This window comes from Arthrobacter sp. NA-172 (assembly GCF_043952055.1).
GTDB lineage: Bacteria > Actinomycetota > Actinomycetes > Actinomycetales > Micrococcaceae > Arthrobacter.
The window spans coordinates 1,372,204-1,390,610 of the sequence record NZ_JBINOT010000001.1 but is presented as its reverse complement, the minus strand read 5'-3'; the positions used below and the strand labels follow the sequence as shown (position 1 = coordinate 1,390,610).

Annotated in this window: 19 protein-coding genes and 3 pseudogenes; 21 read left to right on the top strand and 1 reads right to left on the bottom strand. The window is 60.9% G+C overall.

What is annotated here, in order from left to right; translation table 11 throughout:
- Positions 1-38 precede the first annotated feature (38 nt).
- From ACF0H6_RS06945 to ACF0H6_RS06920, 6 genes and pseudogenes are all read left to right on the top strand, one after another.
- Positions 39-3,939: pseudogene (locus ACF0H6_RS06945) on the top strand (DNA-directed RNA polymerase subunit beta').
- 401 nt (positions 3,940-4,340) lie between these two features.
- Positions 4,341-4,715, top strand: a complete 375-nt coding sequence (gene rpsL / locus ACF0H6_RS06940) for a 30S ribosomal protein S12 (protein WP_011692814.1) — start codon at positions 4,341-4,343, stop codon at positions 4,713-4,715.
- 1 nt (position 4,716) lies between these two features.
- Positions 4,717-5,187, top strand: a complete 471-nt coding sequence (rpsG, locus tag ACF0H6_RS06935; protein ID WP_395248975.1) for a 30S ribosomal protein S7 — start codon at positions 4,717-4,719, stop codon at positions 5,185-5,187.
- A gap of 68 nt (positions 5,188-5,255) precedes the next feature.
- Positions 5,256-7,370, top strand: coding sequence for an elongation factor G (gene fusA, locus ACF0H6_RS06930; RefSeq protein WP_395248974.1), 2,115 nt, complete (start codon positions 5,256-5,258; stop codon positions 7,368-7,370).
- A gap of 238 nt (positions 7,371-7,608) precedes the next feature.
- Positions 7,609-8,800 (top strand): annotated as a pseudogene (tuf, locus tag ACF0H6_RS06925) (elongation factor Tu).
- Between the two features lie 139 nt (positions 8,801-8,939).
- Positions 8,940-9,065: a hypothetical protein gene (locus ACF0H6_RS06920; RefSeq protein WP_395248973.1), complete on the top strand. Its 126-nt coding sequence runs from the start codon at positions 8,940-8,942 to the stop codon at positions 9,063-9,065.
- Positions 9,066-9,097: 32 nt separating this feature from the next.
- Here ACF0H6_RS06920 and ACF0H6_RS06915 read toward each other — a convergent pair whose 3' ends face one another.
- On the bottom strand, positions 9,098-10,525 hold the full coding sequence (locus ACF0H6_RS06915) for a GH1 family beta-glucosidase (RefSeq protein WP_395248972.1): 1,428 nt from the start codon (positions 10,523-10,525) through the stop codon (positions 9,098-9,100).
- Positions 10,526-10,924: 399 nt separating this feature from the next.
- Between ACF0H6_RS06915 and rpsJ the strand changes: the two genes are divergently transcribed.
- The 15 genes and pseudogenes from rpsJ (at position 10,925) to rpsH (ending at position 18,405) form a co-directional block, all read left to right on the top strand.
- Entirely contained in the window at positions 10,925-11,233 is a 309-nt protein-coding gene (gene rpsJ / locus ACF0H6_RS06910) for a 30S ribosomal protein S10 (protein ID WP_003803825.1), read from the top strand.
- 17 nt (positions 11,234-11,250) lie between these two features.
- Positions 11,251-11,902, top strand: a pseudogene (gene rplC / locus ACF0H6_RS06905) (50S ribosomal protein L3).
- Positions 11,903-11,906: 4 nt separating this feature from the next.
- Positions 11,907-12,524 carry a 50S ribosomal protein L4 gene (gene rplD, locus ACF0H6_RS06900; protein ID WP_395248971.1) on the top strand — a complete coding sequence of 206 codons (618 nt, stop codon included), beginning with the start codon at positions 11,907-11,909 and terminating at the stop codon, positions 12,522-12,524.
- Entirely contained in the window at positions 12,521-12,826 is a 306-nt protein-coding gene (gene rplW, locus ACF0H6_RS06895; protein ID WP_059387362.1) for a 50S ribosomal protein L23, read from the top strand. The genes rplD and rplW overlap by 4 nt, the downstream gene beginning before the upstream one ends.
- Positions 12,827-12,855: 29 nt before the next feature.
- Positions 12,856-13,695, top strand: coding sequence for a 50S ribosomal protein L2 (gene rplB, locus ACF0H6_RS06890; RefSeq protein WP_028265104.1), 840 nt, complete (start codon positions 12,856-12,858; stop codon positions 13,693-13,695).
- Between the two features lie 12 nt (positions 13,696-13,707).
- Positions 13,708-13,989: a 30S ribosomal protein S19 gene (gene rpsS, locus ACF0H6_RS06885; protein WP_011775591.1), complete on the top strand. Its 282-nt coding sequence runs from the start codon at positions 13,708-13,710 to the stop codon at positions 13,987-13,989.
- Between the two features lie 38 nt (positions 13,990-14,027).
- Entirely contained in the window at positions 14,028-14,393 is a 366-nt protein-coding gene (rplV, locus tag ACF0H6_RS06880) for a 50S ribosomal protein L22 (RefSeq protein ID WP_184740617.1), read from the top strand.
- On the top strand, positions 14,394-15,233 hold the full coding sequence (rpsC, locus tag ACF0H6_RS06875) for a 30S ribosomal protein S3 (RefSeq protein WP_395248970.1): 840 nt from the start codon (positions 14,394-14,396) through the stop codon (positions 15,231-15,233).
- Entirely contained in the window at positions 15,234-15,650 is a 417-nt protein-coding gene (gene rplP / locus ACF0H6_RS06870; protein WP_013601829.1) for a 50S ribosomal protein L16, read from the top strand.
- A 2-nt stretch (positions 15,651-15,652) separates the two neighbouring features.
- Positions 15,653-15,976, top strand: coding sequence for a 50S ribosomal protein L29 (gene rpmC, locus ACF0H6_RS06865; protein ID WP_269995957.1), 324 nt, complete (start codon positions 15,653-15,655; stop codon positions 15,974-15,976).
- Positions 15,973-16,272 (top strand): 30S ribosomal protein S17, encoded by a 300-nt coding sequence (gene rpsQ, locus ACF0H6_RS06860; RefSeq protein ID WP_059387365.1) that lies wholly within the window; start codon positions 15,973-15,975, stop codon positions 16,270-16,272. The genes rpmC and rpsQ overlap by 4 nt, the downstream gene beginning before the upstream one ends.
- A 347-nt stretch (positions 16,273-16,619) precedes the next feature.
- The gene (rplN, locus tag ACF0H6_RS06855; RefSeq protein WP_003803789.1) at positions 16,620-16,988 is read left to right on the top strand and encodes a 50S ribosomal protein L14; all 369 of its coding nucleotides are present in this window, start codon (positions 16,620-16,622) and stop codon (positions 16,986-16,988) included.
- A 3-nt stretch (positions 16,989-16,991) separates the two neighbouring features.
- On the top strand, positions 16,992-17,354 hold the full coding sequence (gene rplX, locus ACF0H6_RS06850) for a 50S ribosomal protein L24 (RefSeq protein ID WP_184740616.1): 363 nt from the start codon (positions 16,992-16,994) through the stop codon (positions 17,352-17,354).
- Positions 17,354-17,929, top strand: coding sequence for a 50S ribosomal protein L5 (rplE, locus tag ACF0H6_RS06845; RefSeq protein ID WP_395248969.1), 576 nt, complete (start codon positions 17,354-17,356; stop codon positions 17,927-17,929). The genes rplX and rplE overlap by 1 nt, the downstream gene beginning before the upstream one ends.
- Positions 17,930-18,006: 77 nt before the next feature.
- Positions 18,007-18,405: a 30S ribosomal protein S8 gene (gene rpsH, locus ACF0H6_RS06840; protein ID WP_028265096.1), complete on the top strand. Its 399-nt coding sequence runs from the start codon at positions 18,007-18,009 to the stop codon at positions 18,403-18,405.
- Positions 18,406-18,407: the final 2 nt, after the last annotated feature.

Below are 18,407 nucleotides of genomic sequence, written 5' to 3'. Positions count from 1 at the left end.
ACTTCAGAATTTAGAGAACAAGAGAGAACAGGGACCATATGTCCAGCGAATCCTCCTTCGGCCTCATGCAGATCGGCCTCGCCACCGCGGAAGACATCCGCGGCTGGTCGTACGGTGAGGTCAAGAAGCCGGAAACCATCAACTACCGCACGCTCAAGCCCGAGAAGGACGGCCTCTTCTGCGAGAAGATCTTCGGCCCGTCCCGGGACTGGGAATGCTACTGCGGTAAGTACAAGCGCGTGCGCTTCAAGGGCATCATCTGTGAGCGTTGTGGCGTTGAGGTCACGCGTGCCAAGGTGCGCCGCGAGCGCATGGGCCACATCGAACTGGCTGCTCCCGTCACGCACATCTGGTACTTCAAGGGTGTTCCCTCCCGTTTGGGCTACCTCCTTGACCTGGCGCCGAAGGACCTTGAAAAGGTCATCTACTTCGCTGCCTACATGATCACCAGCGTTGACACCGAAAGCCGTCACGCGGAACTGCCGAACCTCCAGGTCGAGCACGACCTCGAGAAGAAGCAGCTCGTCGACAACCGCGACAGCGACATCGCCACGATCGCCCGCGACCTTGAGGACGAGCTCGCTCGCCTCGAAGGCGAAGGCGCCAAGGCTGCCGATAAGAAGAAGGCCCGCGACTCCGCGGACCGTCAGATGGCCAACGTGCGTAAGCGTGCCGACGCCGAGATCGAGCGCCTTGAGCAGGTCTGGGACCGATTCAAGAACCTCAAGGTCGCAGACCTCGAAGGCGACGAAGGCCTGTACCGCGAACTGCGCGACCGCTACGGCATGTACTTCGAAGGCTCCATGGGTGCCGAAGCCATCAAGAAGCGTCTTGAGAACTTCGACATGCAGGCAGAATCGGAGTCCCTGCGCGACACCATCCAGAACGGCAAGGGCCAGCGCAAGACCCGTGCCCTCAAGCGCCTGAAGGTTGTCAACGCGTTCCTGACCACCAGCAACAGCCCGCTCGGCATGGTGTTGGACGCCGTCCCGGTGATCCCGCCGGAACTGCGCCCGATGGTCCAGCTGGACGGTGGCCGCTTCGCGACCTCCGACCTCAACGACCTCTACCGCCGCGTGATCAACCGAAACAACCGACTCAAGCGACTGCTTGACCTCGGTGCTCCGGAGATCATCGTCAACAACGAGAAGCGCATGCTTCAGGAAGCTGTTGACAGCCTCTTCGACAACGGCCGTCGTGGCCGTCCCGTCACGGGTCCGGGCAACCGTCCGCTGAAGTCCCTGAGCGACATGCTCAAGGGCAAGCAGGGTCGTTTCCGCCAGAACCTGCTCGGCAAGCGCGTCGACTACTCGGGCCGTTCGGTCATCGTCGTCGGTCCGCAGCTGAAGCTGCACCAGTGTGGTCTGCCGAAGCAGATGGCTCTGGAGCTCTTCAAGCCGTTCGTGATGAAGCGACTGGTTGACCTCAACCACGCGCAGAACATCAAGTCGGCAAAGCGCATGGTCGAGCGTTACCGTCCGCAGGTCTGGGACGTGCTGGAAGAGATCATCACCGAACACCCGGTGCTGCTCAACCGTGCACCTACCCTGCACCGCCTCGGTATCCAGGCGATTCGAGCCGCAGCTTGTTGAAGGCAAGGCCATCCAGCTTCACCCGCTGGTTTGTGGTGCCTTCAACGCCGACTTCGACGGCGACCAGATGGCAGTCCACCTGCCGCTGAGCCCCGAAGCCCAGGCTGAAGCCCGCATCCTGATGCTCTCGTCGAACAACATCCTGAAGCCGTCCGATGGCCGCCCGGTGACCCTGCCTTCGCAGGACATGATCATCGGTCTGTACCACCTGACCACCAAGCGTGTTGGTTCCGCAGGCGAAGGCCGTATCTTCTCCTCGGTTTCGGAAGCCATCATGGCCTACGACTCCCGCGAGCTGCACTTGAACTCGCAGGTCAAGATCCGTCTTGAGGGCTTTGTGCCCTACGCCGGCTGGGAAGCTCCGGAAGGCTGGGAGCCGGGTCAGACCGCGCTTGTCCAGACTTCCCTGGGCCAGGTCCTCTTCAACGAGACCCTGCCCGAGGACTACCCCTGGGTTGAGGCTGTTGCAGACAAGGGCGAGCTTTCCCGGATCGTCAACGACCTCGCAGAGCGCTACCCGAAGGTTGTCACGGCTGCAACGCTGGACAACCTGAAGGATGCCGGTTTCTACTGGGCCACCCGCTCGGGTGTCACCGTGGCAATCTCCGACATCGAGGTGCCTACCTCCAAGCCGGCCATCCTGGCCGGTTACGAGACCATGGCTGCCAAGATCCAGGGCCAGTACGACAAGGGCCTGATCGACGACGACGAGCGTCGCCAGGAACTGATCGAGATCTGGAACAAGGCCACCAACGAGATCGCCCAGGCGATGCGTGACAGCCTGTCCCCGATGAACACCATCAACCGCATGGTGTCCTCCGGTGCACGTGGTAACTGGATGCAGGTCCGCCAGATCGCGGGTATCCGTGGTCTTGTGGCCAACCCGAAGGGTGAGATCATCCCGCGTCCCATCAAGTCCTCGTACCGCGAGGGCCTGTCGGTGCTGGAATACTTCATCGCTACGCACGGTGCCCGTAAGGGTCTGGCCGATACCGCTCTGCGTACCGCCAACTCGGGTTACTTGACCCGTCGTCTGGTGGACGTTTCGCAGGACGTCATCGTCCGTGAAGAGGACTGCGGCACTGAGCGCGGCCTCATGACCGCAATCGCCGTGCCGGACTCCAACGGTGAGCTGATCCTGAACGAGAACGTCGAGAACAGCGCCTACGCACGTACCCTCGCCGTCGACGTCGTCGACTCCAAGGGTGCAGTACTGGCTGCTGCCGGCACCGACTGCGGCGACGTCGTCATTGCCGAGCTGCTCGCGGCCGGCATCACCGAGGTCAAGGTCCGCTCTGTACTCACCTGTGAGTCCAAGGTCGGCACCTGTGCGCTCTGCTACGGCCGTTCGCTGGCCACTGGCAAGACCGTGGACATCGGAGAGGCCGTCGGCATCATCGCCGCACAGTCGATCGGTGAGCCCGGTACCCAGCTGACCATGCGTACGTTCCACACCGGTGGTGCTGTTTCCGCCAGCGGTGGCGACGACATCACCCAGGGTCTGCCCCGTATCCAGGAGCTCTTCGAAGCCCGTACTCCGAAGGGTGTTGCACCGATTGCTGAAGCAGCCGGCCGCATCGCCATCGAAGAGTCCGAGCGCCAGATGCGCCTCATCATCACCCCGGACGATGGTTCCGAGGAGATTGCCTACCCGGTGCTGCGCCGTTCCCGCCTCCTCATCGAGGATGGCGAGCACGTCAGCGTCGGCCAGAAGCTGATCAACGGTCCGGTGGACCCGAAGCAGGTTCTGCGCATCATGGGTCCGCGTGCCGCCCAGAAGTTCCTGGTGGACGAGGTCCAGGGCGTTTACCGCAGCCAGGGCATTGGCATCCACGACAAGCACGTGGAAGTCATCGTCCGTCAGATGCTGCGCCGCGTGACCGTCATCGAATCCGGCGACTCCGATCTGCTTCCGGGCGAGCTCGCTGAGCGCAGCCGTTTCGAAGACGAGAACCGTCGCGTGGTGTCCGAGGGCCGTACCCCGGCTTCCGGTCGTCCGGAACTCATGGGTATCACCAAGGCATCTCTGGCAACCGAGTCCTGGCTGTCGGCCGCTTCCTTCCAGGAGACCACCCGCGTTCTGACGCAGGCGGCCATGGAAGGCAAGAGCGACCCGCTGCTCGGCCTCAAGGAGAACGTCATCATCGGTAAGCTCATCCCGGCCGGTACGGGCCTGCCCCGTTACACCGAGGTCACTGTGGAGCCGACTGAAGAAGCAAAGGCAAGCCTGTTCACGGGCCCCAGCGCCTTCACCGACTTCTCGTACGACGCCCTGGGCGGCGACGGAGCTCCCGAGTTCCACGCCATCCCGCTGGACGACTACGATCTCGGCAACGACTTCCGGTAAGAAGTCCGCAGCGCAAAGGAAGAACCCCGTACTCAGTGAGTGCGGGGTTCTTCCCGTTTGGGCCTAATTTTCCAGGGCCCGACGGCGGCGGCCGCGGCCGCCGCCGGGGGTTCTTGCCTTACACCCGATTAAGGCCTCAGATCAAGCCATGTTAGAATTTTCGTAATTGTTCTGTGTGGCAGTGGATGAAGGCCGCCGCAGCATCATTTCGGTTTTGTTCTCATGATGTTTTGGTGGAGCCTGTTTCCGGGTTGCGGGCTACGTGCGCAACGAATGCCGCACTTTTGCACGCCCATCGGGTCTTCGGGCCAGGGCCGCAGGGACAACGCCAAAGCTCTCACGCACACGCAGGCTCACGTCTGGGCGCGGGGGCAGAGATCAAACCAACGGAGAACACGAAAGTGCCTACGATTAACCAGCTGGTCCGCAAGGGCCGCACGCCTAAGGTCAAAAAGACCAAGGCTCCCGCTCTTAACGGCAGCCCGATGCGTCGCGGTGTTTGCACCCGCGTTTACACCACCACCCCGAAGAAGCCGAACTCGGCTCTGCGTAAGGTTGCACGTGTGCGCCTCAACGGTGGCGTTGAAGTTACCGCCTACATCCCCGGTGTTGGCCACAACCTCCAGGAGCACTCCATCGTGCTCGTCCGTGGTGGTCGTGTGAAGGACCTCCCCGGTGTCCGTTACAAGATCGTCCGTGGTGCCCTCGATACCCAGGGTGTCAAGAACCGCAAGCAGGCCCGCAGCCGCTACGGCGCAAAGATGGAGAAGAAGTAATATGCCTCGCAAGGGTCCGGCCCCGAAGCGGCCGCTAGTTTCCGATCCCGTTTACGGTTCCCCGTTGGTCACCCAGCTGATCAACAAGGTTCTGATTGACGGCAAGAAGTCCACCGCAGAGCGCATCGTTTACGGTGCCCTCGAAGGTGCACGTGCCAAGTCCGGTGGCGACCCCGTCGCCGCCCTCAAGAAGGCTATGGACAACGTCAAGCCTTCCCTCGAGGTCCGCTCCCGCCGTGTCGGTGGCGCCACCTACCAGGCTCCGGTTGAGGTCAAGCCGGGCCGCTCCACTGCCCTCGCTCTGCGTTGGCTGGTTGGCTACTCCAAGGCCCGCCGCGAAAAGACGATGACCGAACGCCTCCAGAACGAAATCCTGGATGCGTCCAACGGTCTCGGTGCCGCTGTGAAGCGTCGCGAAGACACCCACAAGATGGCCGAGTCGAACAAGGCCTTCGCACACTACCGCTGGTAAAACTTCCCGTACGCCGTCGGCTCCCTGAGCCGGCGGCGAACGTGTAGTCCATCCGAAAGGGAGACACCGTGGCACAGGACGTGCTTACCGACCTTAGCAAGGTCCGCAACATCGGCATCATGGCCCACATCGATGCCGGCAAGACCACCACCACCGAGCGCATCCTGTTCTACACGGGTGTGAACCACAAGATCGGCGAGACGCACGACGGCGCTTCGACGACCGACTGGATGGAACAGGAAAAGGAACGCGGCATCACCATCACGTCTGCCGCCGTGACTTGCTTCTGGGACAAGAACCAGATCAACATCATTGACACCCCGGGCCACGTGGACTTCACGGTTGAGGTTGAGCGCTCCTTGCGCGTCCTCGACGGTGCCGTTGCTGTCTTCGATGGCAAGGAAGGCGTTGAGCCGCAGTCCGAGACTGTTTGGCGCCAGGCCGACAAGTACAACGTGCCGCGTATCTGCTTCGTCAACAAGATGGACAAGCTCGGCGCTGACTTCTACTTCACCGTAGACACCATCATCAGCCGCCTCGGCGCCAAGCCGCTGGTTCTCCAGCTGCCGATCGGTTCCGAGAACGACTTCATCGGCGTCGTGGATCTCCTCGAGATGCGCGCACTGGTGTGGCCTGGCGATGCCAAGGGTGACGTCACCATGGGTGCCAAGTACGAGGTCCAGGAGATCCCCGCTGATCTCCAGGCCAAGGCTGAGGAATACCGCGCACAGCTCGTTGAGACTGTTGCCGAGGCTTCCGAAGAGCTCATGGAGAAGTACCTCGAAGGTGAAGAACTCACCGTTGAGGAACTCAAGGCCGGCATCCGCAAGATGACCATCAACTCCGAGCTCTACCCGGTTCTTTGTGGCTCTGCCTTCAAGAACCGTGGCGTACAGCCGATGCTGGATGCCGTGGTTGACTTCCTGCCGAACCCGCTTGACGTCCCGCCCATGGTCGGTCACGACCCGCGCGACGAAGAGAAGGAACTCACCCGCAAGCCGTCTGCAGACGAGCCGTTCTCGGCCCTCGCCTTCAAGATTGCCGCGCACCCGTTCTTCGGCCAGCTGACCTTCATCCGCGTGTACTCCGGTCACGTGGAAGCAGGTGCCCAGGTGGTTAACTCCACGAAGGGCAAGAAGGAGCGCATCGGCAAGCTGTTCCAGATGCACGCCAACAAGGAAATGCCTGTTGATGGCGCTACCGCCGGCCACATCTATGCAGCCATCGGTCTCAAGGACACCACCACGGGCGACACCCTGTGCGATTCCAGCAACCAGATTGTGCTGGAGTCCATGAGCTTCCCGGAGCCCGTGATCTCTGTTGCCATCGAGCCGAACACCAAGGGTGACCAGGAGAAGCTTTCCACGGCCATCCAGAAGCTCTCCGCTGAGGACCCGACCTTCCAGGTTTCCCTCAACGAAGACACCGGCCAGACCATCATCGCCGGCATGGGCGAGCTCCACCTGGACATCCTGGTGGACCGCATGCGCCGCGAATTCAAGGTCGAGGCCAACGTTGGCAAGCCCCAGGTTGCGTACCGCGAAACCATCAAGCGCGCTGTAGAGCGTCACGACTACACGCACAAGAAGCAGACCGGTGGCTCCGGCCAGTTCGCAAAGATCCAGATCGCGATCGAACCGATGGACACCGCCGACGGCGAGCTTTACGCGTTCGAGAACAAGGTCACCGGTGGCCGCGTGCCCCGCGAGTACATCCCGTCCGTTGACGCGGGCATCCAGGATGCACTCAACGACGGCGTTCTGGCAGGCTACCCGGTTGTCGGCATCAAGGCTACGCTGATTGATGGCGCGTACCACGATGTTGACTCCTCGGAGATGGCGTTCAAGATCGCCGGCCGTATGGCTTTCAAGGAAGCCGCACGCAAGGCGAACCCGGTTCTGCTCGAACCGCTGATGGATGTTGAGGTCCGCACCCCTGAGGAATACATGGGTGAAGTTATCGGTGACCTGAACTCCCGTCGTGGCCAGATGCAGTCCATGGAAGATGCCGCTGGCGTCAAGGTGATCCGTGCGCACGTTCCGCTGTCCGGCATGTTCGGCTACATCGGTGACCTGCGTTCGAAGACCCAGGGCCGCGCTGTGTACTCCATGACGTTCAACAGCTACGCCGAGGTCCCGAAGGCAGTAGCCGACGAGATCATCCAGAAGAACCGCGGCGAGTAATCACCGACGGAAAAACCAGGATGCTGAGCCGGTTCCGGGGATAGCGTCCAGTGCAGGTGGCGGGGCTGTGGTCAAGGCCGCAGCCCGGCCGCTGTACGAACAGACTCCAGGCACTAGTATTGGTTCCTGAATCTGCAATTTCACCAAACCAAAGCCCCCAAGTAGACTTGCTGGAGTTTCTGCCGCGAAAAGCGCGGCCGAGAAGCAACTCACTTGAAATCGTTTCTAGGAGGAACCTGTGGCAAAGGCAAAGTTCGAGCGGACTAAGCCGCACGTCAACATCGGCACCATTGGTCACGTTGACCACGGTAAGACGACGCTGACTGCCGCCATTTCCAAGGTGCTGTACGACAAGTACCCGACTCTCAACGAGCAGCGCGACTTCGCGTCGATTGACTCTGCTCCGGAAGAGCGCCAGCGTGGTATCACGATCAACATCTCCCACGTGGAGTACCAGACCGAGAAGCGCCACTACGCACACGTAGACGCTCCGGGTCACGCTGACTACATCAAGAACATGATCACCGGTGCTGCACAGATGGACGGTGCAATCCTCGTGGTTGCCGCCACTGACGGCCCGATGGCTCAGACCCGCGAGCACGTTCTGCTCGCCCGCCAGGTTGGTGTTCCCTACCTGCTGGTCGCGCTGAACAAGTCGGACATGGTCGATGACGAAGAGCTCCTCGACCTCGTTGAAATGGAAGTTCGTGAGCTGCTCAGCGCACAGGGCTTCGATGGCGACGACGCTCCGGTTGTCCGCGTCTCCGGTCTGAAGGCACTCGAAGGCGACCCCATCTGGGTCAAGTCCGTCGAGGACCTCATGGAAGCTGTCGACGAGTCCGTTCCGGACCCCGTACGTGACCGTGACAAGCCGTTCCTGATGCCGATCGAAGACGTCTTCACGATCACCGGTCGTGGCACCGTTGTGACGGGTCGCGCCGAGCGCGGTACCCTCGCGATCAACTCTGAGGTTGAAATCGTTGGTATCCGTCCGGTCCAGAAGACCACGGTTACCGGTATCGAGATGTTCCACAAGCAGCTCGACGAAGCATGGGCCGGCGAGAACTGTGGCCTCCTGCTCCGCGGTCTGAAGCGCGACGACGTCGAGCGTGGCCAGGTTGTCGTCAAGCCGGGTTCCATCACCCCGCACACCGACTTCGAAGCCAACGTCTACATCCTTTCCAAGGACGAAGGCGGACGTCACAACCCGTTCTACTCGAACTACCGCCCGCAGTTCTACTTCCGTACCACGGACGTAACCGGCGTTATCACCCTGCCGGAAGGCACGGAAATGGTTATGCCCTGGCGACAACACTGAGATGACCGTTGAGCTCATCCAGCCGATCGCTATGGAAGAGGGCCTCGGCTTCGCAATCCGTGAAGGTGGCCGCACCGTTGGTTCGGGACGTGTCACCAAGATCATCAAGTAGTTTTCTGCTTGTAGATCGGTGAGGCACCGGTTGCCTGGCAACCGGTAACAAGCCAAAAGAAGAACCCCGTCACATCCGTGGCGGGGTTCTTCTTTGCAAGGGCCCTTGCTAGCGTTGGATCGAGAAGAAGGGTGCCGAAATGGGATGGTTCATAGTTCTGATCCTGGTTGTTGTGTTGACTGTCGGGGTTATGTGGGGCAGGAAGTTCTTCCGTCGCGAGATCGAGCGCGCCAAACGCATCAACCGGGCCAACCGGAAAGACTGATTTAGCACGATCGCACTAAAAAGCGGTCCGCATCAGCCCTCGCGTGCCTTGCTCAAGGATTGGTACCAATAGAACGAGTCCTTCGGGGTTCGCTCGAGGGTATCGAAGTCCACGTGCACCAGACCGAACCGTTGTGAGTACCCGGCGGCCCACTCGAAGTTGTCCAGCAGCGTCCAGACGTAATAGCCGAGAAGGTCCACGTCGTGGGCGATCCCGCCAGGGGCTGTGGCCCTCAACGCCTGGCCAAGGTGCGAAGCAAGATAATTGATGCGGTCGCCGTCGTGCACTGGGCCCGGGGTGTGGTCCGGTTCGGGGAAACTCGCACCGCTCTCCGTGATGAACAGGGGCGGCAATGCCGCCCCGTAGCGGTCTTTCAGCTCCCGCAGCAGGATCCCGAGGTGTTCGGGGGCTACGGGCCAGCCAAATCCCGTGGTTTGGTATTCGGGAAAGGCCGCGAGGTGGAAGGGCAGCTTGGCCATCATCTCCGAGTTGTTGACCGGAGTGCTCCCGTCCCCGCGACCGGACGCGACCTTGACGGGGTAGTAGTAGTTGACTCCGTAGAAATCCAGCGGCTGGTGAATGGTCTTGAGGTCCTCTTCCGGAACGTTGCCCAAGGACCGGAACCAAGGTTTCACCTGCAGCGGCGGCTTGGGATACCGTCCCAGGAGAATGGGATCCGCATACACCCTGTTGAAGACGAGATCGAAGGCCTTCGCCATCAACCCGTCCGTGAGCCGTTTGCTGGCCGGCCGGACCGGCGAATGCATATTGGCAACGCCAATGGCGCCCGCAACTCCGGCAGCGCGCAAGGCCTGGACAGCCAATCCGTGCCCCAGCAGCTGGTGGTGTGCCGCCGGGAGCGCATCGAAGAGCAGCCGTCTGCCGGGCGCATGGATGCCCAGCGCATAGCCTTGCAATGCGACCGAAACAGGCTCGTTCAAGGTCACCCATTGGGCTACGCGGTCCCCAAAGCGGCCCGCGGCAGCAGCGGAATATTCGGCGAACCGCTCCGCCGTCGCACGATTCAGCCAGCCGCCGTCGTGCTCCAACGGCAGGGGAGTGTCCCAATGGAAGAGGGTCACCATGGGAGAGATCCCCGCGGTCATGAGCTTGTCGATCAGGCGGTCGTAGAAGTCCAGGCCCTGCTGGTTGATGGGTCCCTTGCCGCCGGGTTGGATCCGTGGCCATGACAGGGAGAACCGGTAGGAGTCCACGCCCAGGTCCTGCATGAGGGCGATGTCCTGGTCGGTGCGGTTGTAGTGATCGCACGCAACTGCGGGGGAGTGCCCGTCGATGATCGCGCCGGGCTTCTCGGCGAACGCGTCCCAACTGGATGGCCCCCGTCCATCGGCTGTGAGCGAGCCCTCGATCTGGAAGGCCGCCGCAGCGACGCCCAAGGTGAAGCCCGGCCGGATATGGCTCGCAAGATCCTCCACCGTGGCAGCATCTTGGACAGTCATGCCCCTATCATCCTGACGGCAGAAGCCAATGGCAATGCTTCCGGCTGGGCAATGAGGGCCCAATTGGCGTATGCCGAGGATTTCCGGCATACTAGGTGAGTTGTTCAAGCGCTTCTTCGTGTCCCGATCCGGATAATGCCGGGTGTCAGGGTCCAAGCTGAAGACCAAACATAACCCAGATCCCCAAAGGAATACGGCCGCGTTTGCGTGGAAATCGCGACACGCCCGACCGCGGGGGTCGGTTACACCGGCAAGTTGAGGAACCCGGATCCCTCCGGATTCAGCTTGTGCGGCGGGTGGTAGTACTACTTCAAATGCTTCGGCAGCCACATACAACAGGTAAGTGAACAGGGCAGCCCTTATTCGAGGGCAGCACAGACTGAAAGAGAGTCAGGCGACATGGCGGGACAAAAAATCCGCATCCGGCTGAAGTCATATGACCACGAGGTCATTGATGTTTCAGCGCGGAAGATCGTTGAGACGGTCACGCGCGCAGGCGCAACGGTAGTTGGCCCCGTGCCGCTGCCGACGGAGAAGAACGTGTACTGCGTTATCCGCTCTCCCCACAAGTACAAGGACAGCCGTGAGCACTTTGAAATGCGTACTCACAAGCGTCTGATCGACATCATCGACCCCACGCCCAAGGCTGTCGACTCGCTTATGCGTCTCGACCTGCCGGCTGACGTGAACATCGAAATCAAGCTGTAGGAGGTGCTGAGAAAACTATGACCGCAACCCGTAACGTAAAGGGCCTGCTGGGCACGAAGCTCGGCATGACCCAGGCCTGGGACGAGAACAACAAGCTCATCCCGGTAACTGTCGTCCAGGGCTGACTCCAACGTCATCACCCAACTGCGCAACGCAGACACCGATGGCTACGTCGCCGTTCAGATCGGCTACGGCCAGATCGATCCCCGCAAGGTCACCAAGCCGCTGGCTGGTCACTTTGAAAAGGCTGGCGTAACTCCTCGCCGCCACGTCGTCGAATTGCGCACTGCAGACGCCGCGTCTTACGAGCTGGGCCATGAGCTTTCTGTTGAGCTCTTCGAAGCCGGCCAGAAGATCGACGTCGTCGGCACCAGCAAGGGTAAAGGCTTCGCCGGTGTTATGAAGCGTCACGGCTTCCACGGTGTTGGAGCCTCCCACGGTGCGCACAAGAACCACCGCAAGCCCGGTTCCATCGGTGGCGCATCCACCCCGAGCCGCGTCTTCAAGGGTCTGAAAATGGCCGGCCGCATGGGCGCAGAACGTCACACCACGCTGAACCTCACGGTTCACGCCGTTGACGTCGAGAAGTCGCTGCTCCTTATCAAGGGTGCCGTTCCCGGCGCCCGCGGCCAGGCCGTCCTCGTACGCACCGCCGTGAAGGGAGCCTAGTTCAATGACTAGCACTGTCAAGGTAGACCTGCCTGCAGAGATCTTCGACGTCCAGACCAACGTGCCGCTGCTGCACCAGGTCGTCGTCGCACAGCTCGCTGCTGCTCGCCAGGGTACCCACAAGACCAAGACCCGCGCTGAAGTTTCCGGTGCAGGCCGCAAGCCGTTCAAGCAGAAGGGCACCGGCCGCGCCCGTCAGGGTTCCATCCGTGCTCCTCACATGACCGGTGGTGGCGTCGTCCACGGCCCGACACCGCGTGACTACAGCCAGCGCACCCCCAAGAAGATGAAGGCTGCCGCACTCCGTGGCGCCCTGTCTGACCGCGCCCGCAACGGTCGCATCCACGTCATTGCAGATCTGGTCGCCGGCACCAAGCCGTCCTCCAAGGAAGCACTGGCCGCACTGCGCGCAGTCTCCGAGCGCAAGAACCTGCTCGTTGTTATCGAGCGCGCCAACGATGTTGCTGCACTGTCCGTGCGCAACCTCACAGATGTTCACGTTCTGTACGCAGACCAGCTGAACACCTACGACGTGCTGGTTTCCGACGACGTGGTCTTCACCAAGGCTGCTTTCGAGGCTTTCATCGCTGACAAGGCAAAGAACGAGGAGGATGCCAAGTGAGTGCAGCCACCATCAAAGACCCGCGCGACGTCGTCATTGCACCCGTCGTTTCGGAAAAGAGCTACGGCCTGATCGATGAGGGCAAGTACACCTTCCTGGTGGACCCCCGCTCGAACAAGACCGAGATCAAGCTGGCCGTGGAGAAAATTTTCTCCGTCAAGGTCGAATCGATCAACACCATCAACCGTGCCGGTAAGCGCAAGCGCACCAAATTCGGATGGGGACAGCGCAAGAGCACCAAGCGTGCAATTGTCACCCTCAAAGAAGGCACTATCGACATCTTCGGCGGTCCGCTCGCGTAGCGGAGACCACTTTAACGAGGAAATGAATTATGGGAATCCGTAAATACAAGCCGACTACCCCGGGCCGTCGCGGCTCGAGCGTAGCCGACTTCTCCGAAATCACGCGATCGACTCCGGAAAAGTCGTTGCTGCGTCCGCTGCACAAGACTGGCGGCCGTAACAACACCGGTAAGATCACTACCCGTCACAAGGGTGGTGGCCACAAGCGCCAGTACCGTCTGATCGACTTCCGTCGTCACGACAAGGACGGCGTCAACGCCCGCGTTGCCGAAATCGAGTACGATCCGAACCGCACGGCTCGCATCGCCCTCCTGCACTACGTTGATGGCACCAAGCGTTACATCATCGCCCCGAACAAGTTGTCCCAGGGTGACTTCGTCGAGGCTGGCCCCGACGCTGACATCAAGCCGGGTAACAACCTGCCGCTGCGCAACATCCCGGTTGGTACCACCATCCACGCTGTTGAACTGCGTCCGGGTGGCGGCGCCAAGATGGCCCGTTCCGCAGGTGCTTCGGTTCAGCTCGTCGCCAAGGAAGGCCGTTTCGCCCAGCTGCGTCTGCCCTCCGGTGAAATCCGCAACGTTGACGTGCGCTGCCGCGCAACCGTCGGCGAGGTCGGCAACGCCGAGCAGTCGAACATCAACTGGGGCAAGGCCGGCCGTATGCGCTGGAAGGGCGTTCGCCCGACCGTCCGTGGTGTCGCCATGAACCCGGTCGATCACCCGCACGGTGGTGGTGAAGGTAAGACTTCCGGTGGACGTCACCCGGTCAACCCGAACGGTAAGCGCGAAGGCCGCACCCGCCGCCCCAACAAAGAGAGCGACAAGCTTATTGTTCGTCGCCGCCGTACTGGCAAGAACAAGCGATAGGAGCCTGGACACATGCCACGCAGCCTGAAAAAAGGTCCTTTCGTTGACCAGCACCTCTTTGTAAAGGTCGCCAGGGAAAACGATAAGGGCACCAAGAACGTCATCAAGACCTGGTCCCGCCGTTCGATGATCATCCCGGACATGCTGGGTCACACGATCGCCGTTCACGACGGACGCAAGCACATCCCCGTGTTTGTCACTGAGTCGATGGTCGGGCACAAGCTCGGCGAATTCGCTCCTACGCGGACATTCCGCGGCCATGTCAAGGACGACCGTAAGGGCAAGCGCCGCTAAGGCGCTGGCTCTACGGCTTAGACGAGAGAAGGAAAGCAATGGAAGCCAAGGCTATTGCGCGTCACATCCGCGTAACGCCTATGAAGGCCCGGCGCGTCGTCAACCTTGTTCGTGGCAAGCAAGCGAATGAGGCTCTGGCAATTCTGAAGTTTGCCCAACAGGCAGCTTCGGAGCCGGTATTCAAGGTAGTTCAGTCGGCAATGGCAAACGCACGGGTCCTCGCGGACCGCGACGGCGTTGCCTTTGACGAAGGAGACCTCTACATCAGCGAAGCGTTTGTTGATGAAGGCCCGACCATGAAGCGGTTCCAGCCGCGTGCTCAGGGTCGCGCATTTCAGATCAAGAAGCGCACGAGCCACATCACCGTGGTAGTCGCTACCCCGGAGAAAGAGGAGGCTCGCTAAGTGGGACAGAAAGTAAACCCGCACGGGTTCCGACTCGGCATCACCACCGATCACGTATCGCACTGGTTTGCTGACAGCACCAAGGCCGGCCAGCGGTACAAGGACTTCGTTCGCGAAGACATCCGTATCCGCCAGCTCATGTCCACGGGCATGGAGCGCGCTGGTATCGCCAAGGTCGAAATCGAGCGCACCCGCGACCGTGTCCGCGTGGACATCCACACGGCTCGCCCGGGTATCGTCATCGGCCGCCGCGGTGCAGAAGCGGACCGCATTCGCGGCGAGCTCGAAAAGCTCACCGGTAAGCAGGTTCAGCTGAACATCCTCGAGGTCAAGAACCCCGAGATGGAAGCCCAGCTTGTTGCCCAGGGCGTTGCTGAGCAGCTGACTTCCCGCGTGGCTTTCCGCCGTGCGATGAAGAAGGCTATGCAGTCCGCACAGCGCGCGGGTGCCAAGGGTATCCGTATCGCTTGCTCGGGTCGACTGGGTGGCGCAGAAATGTCCCGCTCGGAGTTCTACCGCGAAGGCCGTGTGCCCCTGCACACCCTGCGTGCGAACATCGACTACGGCTTCTACGAGGCCAAGACCACCTTCGGCCGTATCGGCGTGAAGGTCTGGATCTACAAGGGCGACGTCACCGCCAAGGAACTGGCTCAGCAGGCAGCTGCTGCTCCGTCCCGCGGCCGCGGCCCCAGCGATCGTCCGGGCCGTCCGGGCGGCGCTGACCGTGGTGACCGCCGTCGTCGTACCGACCGTCCGGCAGCCGACGCAGCACCTGTAGCTGCAGAAGCTCCGGCAGCTGAAGCTGCTGCTCCTGCAGCAGCAGAAGGAGGACAGGCTTAAATGCTTATCCCACGTCGAGTCAAGCACCGTAAGCAGCACCACCCGGGTCGTTCCGGCGCTGCAACGGGTGGCACGAAGGTTAGCTTCGGCGAGTACGGCATCCAGGCTCTGAGCCCGGCTTACGTGACGAACCGCCAGATCGAATCTGCCCGTATTGCAATGACCCGCCACATCAAGCGTGGCGGTAAGGTCTGGATCAACATCTATCCGGACCGTCCGCTGACGAAGAAGCCGGCCGAAACCCGCATGGGTTCCGGTAAGGGTTCTCCGGAATGGTGGGTCGCAAACGTCAAGCCGGGCCGGGTTCTCTTTGAGATCTCCGGCGTCGAAGAATCGGTAGCTCGCGAGGCATTGCGCCTTGCCATTCACAAGCTCCCGTTGAAGGCACGCATTCTGCGTCGCGAAGGTGGTGAATAGAAATGGCAGTAGGATCCAAGGAACTTGCCTCCGCACAGCTGGACGGTTTCGATAACGAGCGTCTGGTTGAAGAACTCCGCAAGGCTAAGGAAGAGCTGTTCAACCTGCGTTTCCAGTCCGCCACCGGTCAGCTGGAGAACCACGGTCGTCTGCGCGCGGTAAAGAAGGACATCGCACGTATCTACACCGTTCTCCGTGAGCGCGAACTGGGCATTCGTGCCGAGGTTGCCGCACCGGTTGTGGAAGCCAAGGAAGAGAAGAAGTCCAAGAAGGCAGAAGCCAAGGCTGAGAAGGCCGAAGCCGAGGCTGGAGAGGACGCCAAGTGAGCGAACAGAAGGAAACTGTGACGGAAGCAGCAGCCAGCGCTGAACAGCGCGGTTACCGTAAGACGCGTCGCGGCTACGTTGTCTCTGACAAGATGGAAAAGACCATCGTTGTTCAGGTTGAAGACCGCGTGAAGCACGCTCTGTACGGCAAGGTCATTCGCCGCACCTCGAAGATCAAGGCTCACGACGAGCAGAACACCGCCGGCATCGGCGACCTCGTCCTGATCTCTGAGACCCGCCCGCTCTCCGCTACCAAGCGGTGGCGCCTGGTCGAGATCCTCGAAAAGGCTAAGTAATCCCGCGCCGGCTTTGTCCGGCAGCGAATTGGATTGGCAGGAAGGCCCGTGTTCCGAAAGGAATGCGGGCCTTCCCGCGTTTCGGTCCACAGCACAAAACGTGCTAGGATATTGAGTTTGTATGGCGCGAATTGTGCGTCAACAACCACCTCGTAAACAATCGTGCCGCGGCATACTGCCCCGCGCAGTTATTTCCGCAAGGGAAGCTGATGCTGGCGGCACGGGAGTTTAGGCCTTCTCTGGCAAAATCCAGGCAGGTCAAGAGACACCCCGATCAACCGTTCCGCAAGGCTCATTCCGTATGCTCCATTTCGGTCTGAGAACCGGCGCGACGCAAGGAGTAAAAATTGATTCAGCAGGAGTCGCGACTTAAGGTCGCCGACAACACGGGTGCTAAGGAAATCCTTACCATTCGCGTTCTCGGCGGATCCGGACGTCGCTACGCAGGCATTGGCGACGTCATCGTCGCAACCGTCAAGGACGCTATCCCGGGCGGCAACGTAAAGAAGGGTGACGTCGTCAAGGCTGTCATCGTTCGTACCAAGAAGGAACGCCGCCGTGCGGATGGTTCCTACATCAAGTTTGACGAGAACGCAGCTGTGATCCTGAAGAACGACGGTGACCCCCGCGGTACCCGTATCTTCGGCCCGGTTGGGCGTGAACTCCGTGACAAGAAGTTCATGAAGATCGTTTCGCTGGCTCCGGAGGTGCTGTAACCCATGGGTGCAAAGATCAAGAAGGGTGACCTCGTTCAGGTCATCACCGGCGCCAAGCAGGAACGTGGCGGCGACCGTGGCAAGCAGGGCAAGGTTCTGCGCGTTTTCACCGAGACCAACCGCGTCCTGGTAGAAGGCATCAACCGCGTCACCAAGCACACCAAGGTCGGTCAGTCGCAGCGCGGCACCAAGACTGGTGGCATCGAGGTCGTTGAGGCCCCGATCCACGTCTCCAACGTTGCTCTTGTTGACCCCTCGACCAAGAAGCCGACCCGCGTTGGTTTCCGTCTCGAGACCGTTGAGAAGGACGGCGTCTCCAAGACCGTCCGTATCCGCGTCTCCAAGGCATCCGGGAAGGACATCTAATGAGCGAAACTTCCGTTGCTACGAAGATCGTGCCGCGTCTGAAGACGAAGTACGCCGATTCCATCAAGCAGACCCTGGTTGAGGAATTCAAGTACCAGAACGTGAACCAGGCTCCCCGCCTGGTGAAGGTTGTTGTGAACATGGGTGTTGGAGATGCCGCCAAGGACTCCAAGCTGATCGACGGCGCTGTCCGCGACCTCACCCTGATCACCGGCCAGAAGCCGCAGGTAACCAAGGCCCGCAAGTCGATCGCCCAGTTCAAGCTGCGCGAAGGCATGCCCATCGGTGCACACGCAACTCTGCGTGGAGACCGCATGTGGGAATTCGTGGATCGCCTCGTGTCCCTCGCCCTGCCCCGTATCCGCGACTTCCGCGGCCTCAACGGCAAGCAGTTCGATGGCAATGGTAACTACACCTTCGGTCTGACCGAACAGGTTATGTTCCACGAAATCGACCAGGACTCCATCGACCGCGTTCGCGGTATGGACATCACGGTTGTCACCACTGCAAAGACCGATGACGAAGGCCGCGCGCTGCTCAAGGCGCTTGGCTTCCCGTTCAAATCCGAAGACTAACAACTACGTAGTAGGTCCGGCCGCGGCTGTTTGAACAGCCAACGCGGAAACCATTACGAGGAAGGGCAAGAGCCCAAATGACTATGACAGATCCTGTCGCAGACATGCTTACGCGTCTGCGCAACGCCAACTCGGCATACCACGACACCGTGAGCATGCCTTACAGCAAGCTCAAGGCACGCGTTGCCGACATCCTGAAGGCAGAAGGCTACATCGCTGCTTGGAAGGAAGAGGAAGCCGAAGTTGGCAAGAAGCTGACCATCGACCTCAAGTTCGGTCCGAACCGCGAGCGTTCGATTGCTGGTGTCCGCCGCATTTCCAAGCCTGGTCTCCGCGTTTACGCGAAGTCCACTAACCTGCCTCACGTGCTGGGTGGCCTCGGTATCGCAATCCTGTCCACCTCTTCCGGCCTCCTGACTGACAAGCAGGCCGGCAAGAAGGGCGTGGGCGGCGAAGTCCTCGCGTACGTCTGGTAACG

Bases quoted from the DNA above. Each gene is read 5' to 3' on its own strand.
- rpsG (WP_395248975.1), top strand. From the start codon at position 4,717: ATGCCTCGCAAGGGTCCGGCCCCGAAGCGGCCGCTAGTTTCCGATCCC.
- ACF0H6_RS06920 (WP_395248973.1), top strand. From the start codon at position 8,940: ATGGGATGGTTCATAGTTCTGATCCTGGTTGTTGTGTTGACTGTCGGG.
- ACF0H6_RS06915 (WP_395248972.1), bottom strand. From the start codon at position 10,525: ATGACTGTCCAAGATGCTGCCACGGTGGAGGATCTTGCGAGCCATATC.
- rpsJ (WP_003803825.1), top strand. From the start codon at position 10,925: ATGGCGGGACAAAAAATCCGCATCCGGCTGAAGTCATATGACCACGAG.
- rplD (WP_395248971.1), top strand. From the start codon at position 11,907: ATGACTAGCACTGTCAAGGTAGACCTGCCTGCAGAGATCTTCGACGTC.
- rplB (WP_028265104.1), top strand. From the start codon at position 12,856: ATGGGAATCCGTAAATACAAGCCGACTACCCCGGGCCGTCGCGGCTCG.
- rpsS (WP_011775591.1), top strand. From the start codon at position 13,708: ATGCCACGCAGCCTGAAAAAAGGTCCTTTCGTTGACCAGCACCTCTTT.
- rplV (WP_184740617.1), top strand. From the start codon at position 14,028: ATGGAAGCCAAGGCTATTGCGCGTCACATCCGCGTAACGCCTATGAAG.
- rplP (WP_013601829.1), top strand. From the start codon at position 15,234: ATGCTTATCCCACGTCGAGTCAAGCACCGTAAGCAGCACCACCCGGGT.
- rpmC (WP_269995957.1), top strand. From the start codon at position 15,653: ATGGCAGTAGGATCCAAGGAACTTGCCTCCGCACAGCTGGACGGTTTC.
- rplX (WP_184740616.1), top strand. From the start codon at position 16,992: ATGGGTGCAAAGATCAAGAAGGGTGACCTCGTTCAGGTCATCACCGGC.
- rplE (WP_395248969.1), top strand. From the start codon at position 17,354: ATGAGCGAAACTTCCGTTGCTACGAAGATCGTGCCGCGTCTGAAGACG.
- rpsH (WP_028265096.1), top strand. From the start codon at position 18,007: ATGACTATGACAGATCCTGTCGCAGACATGCTTACGCGTCTGCGCAAC.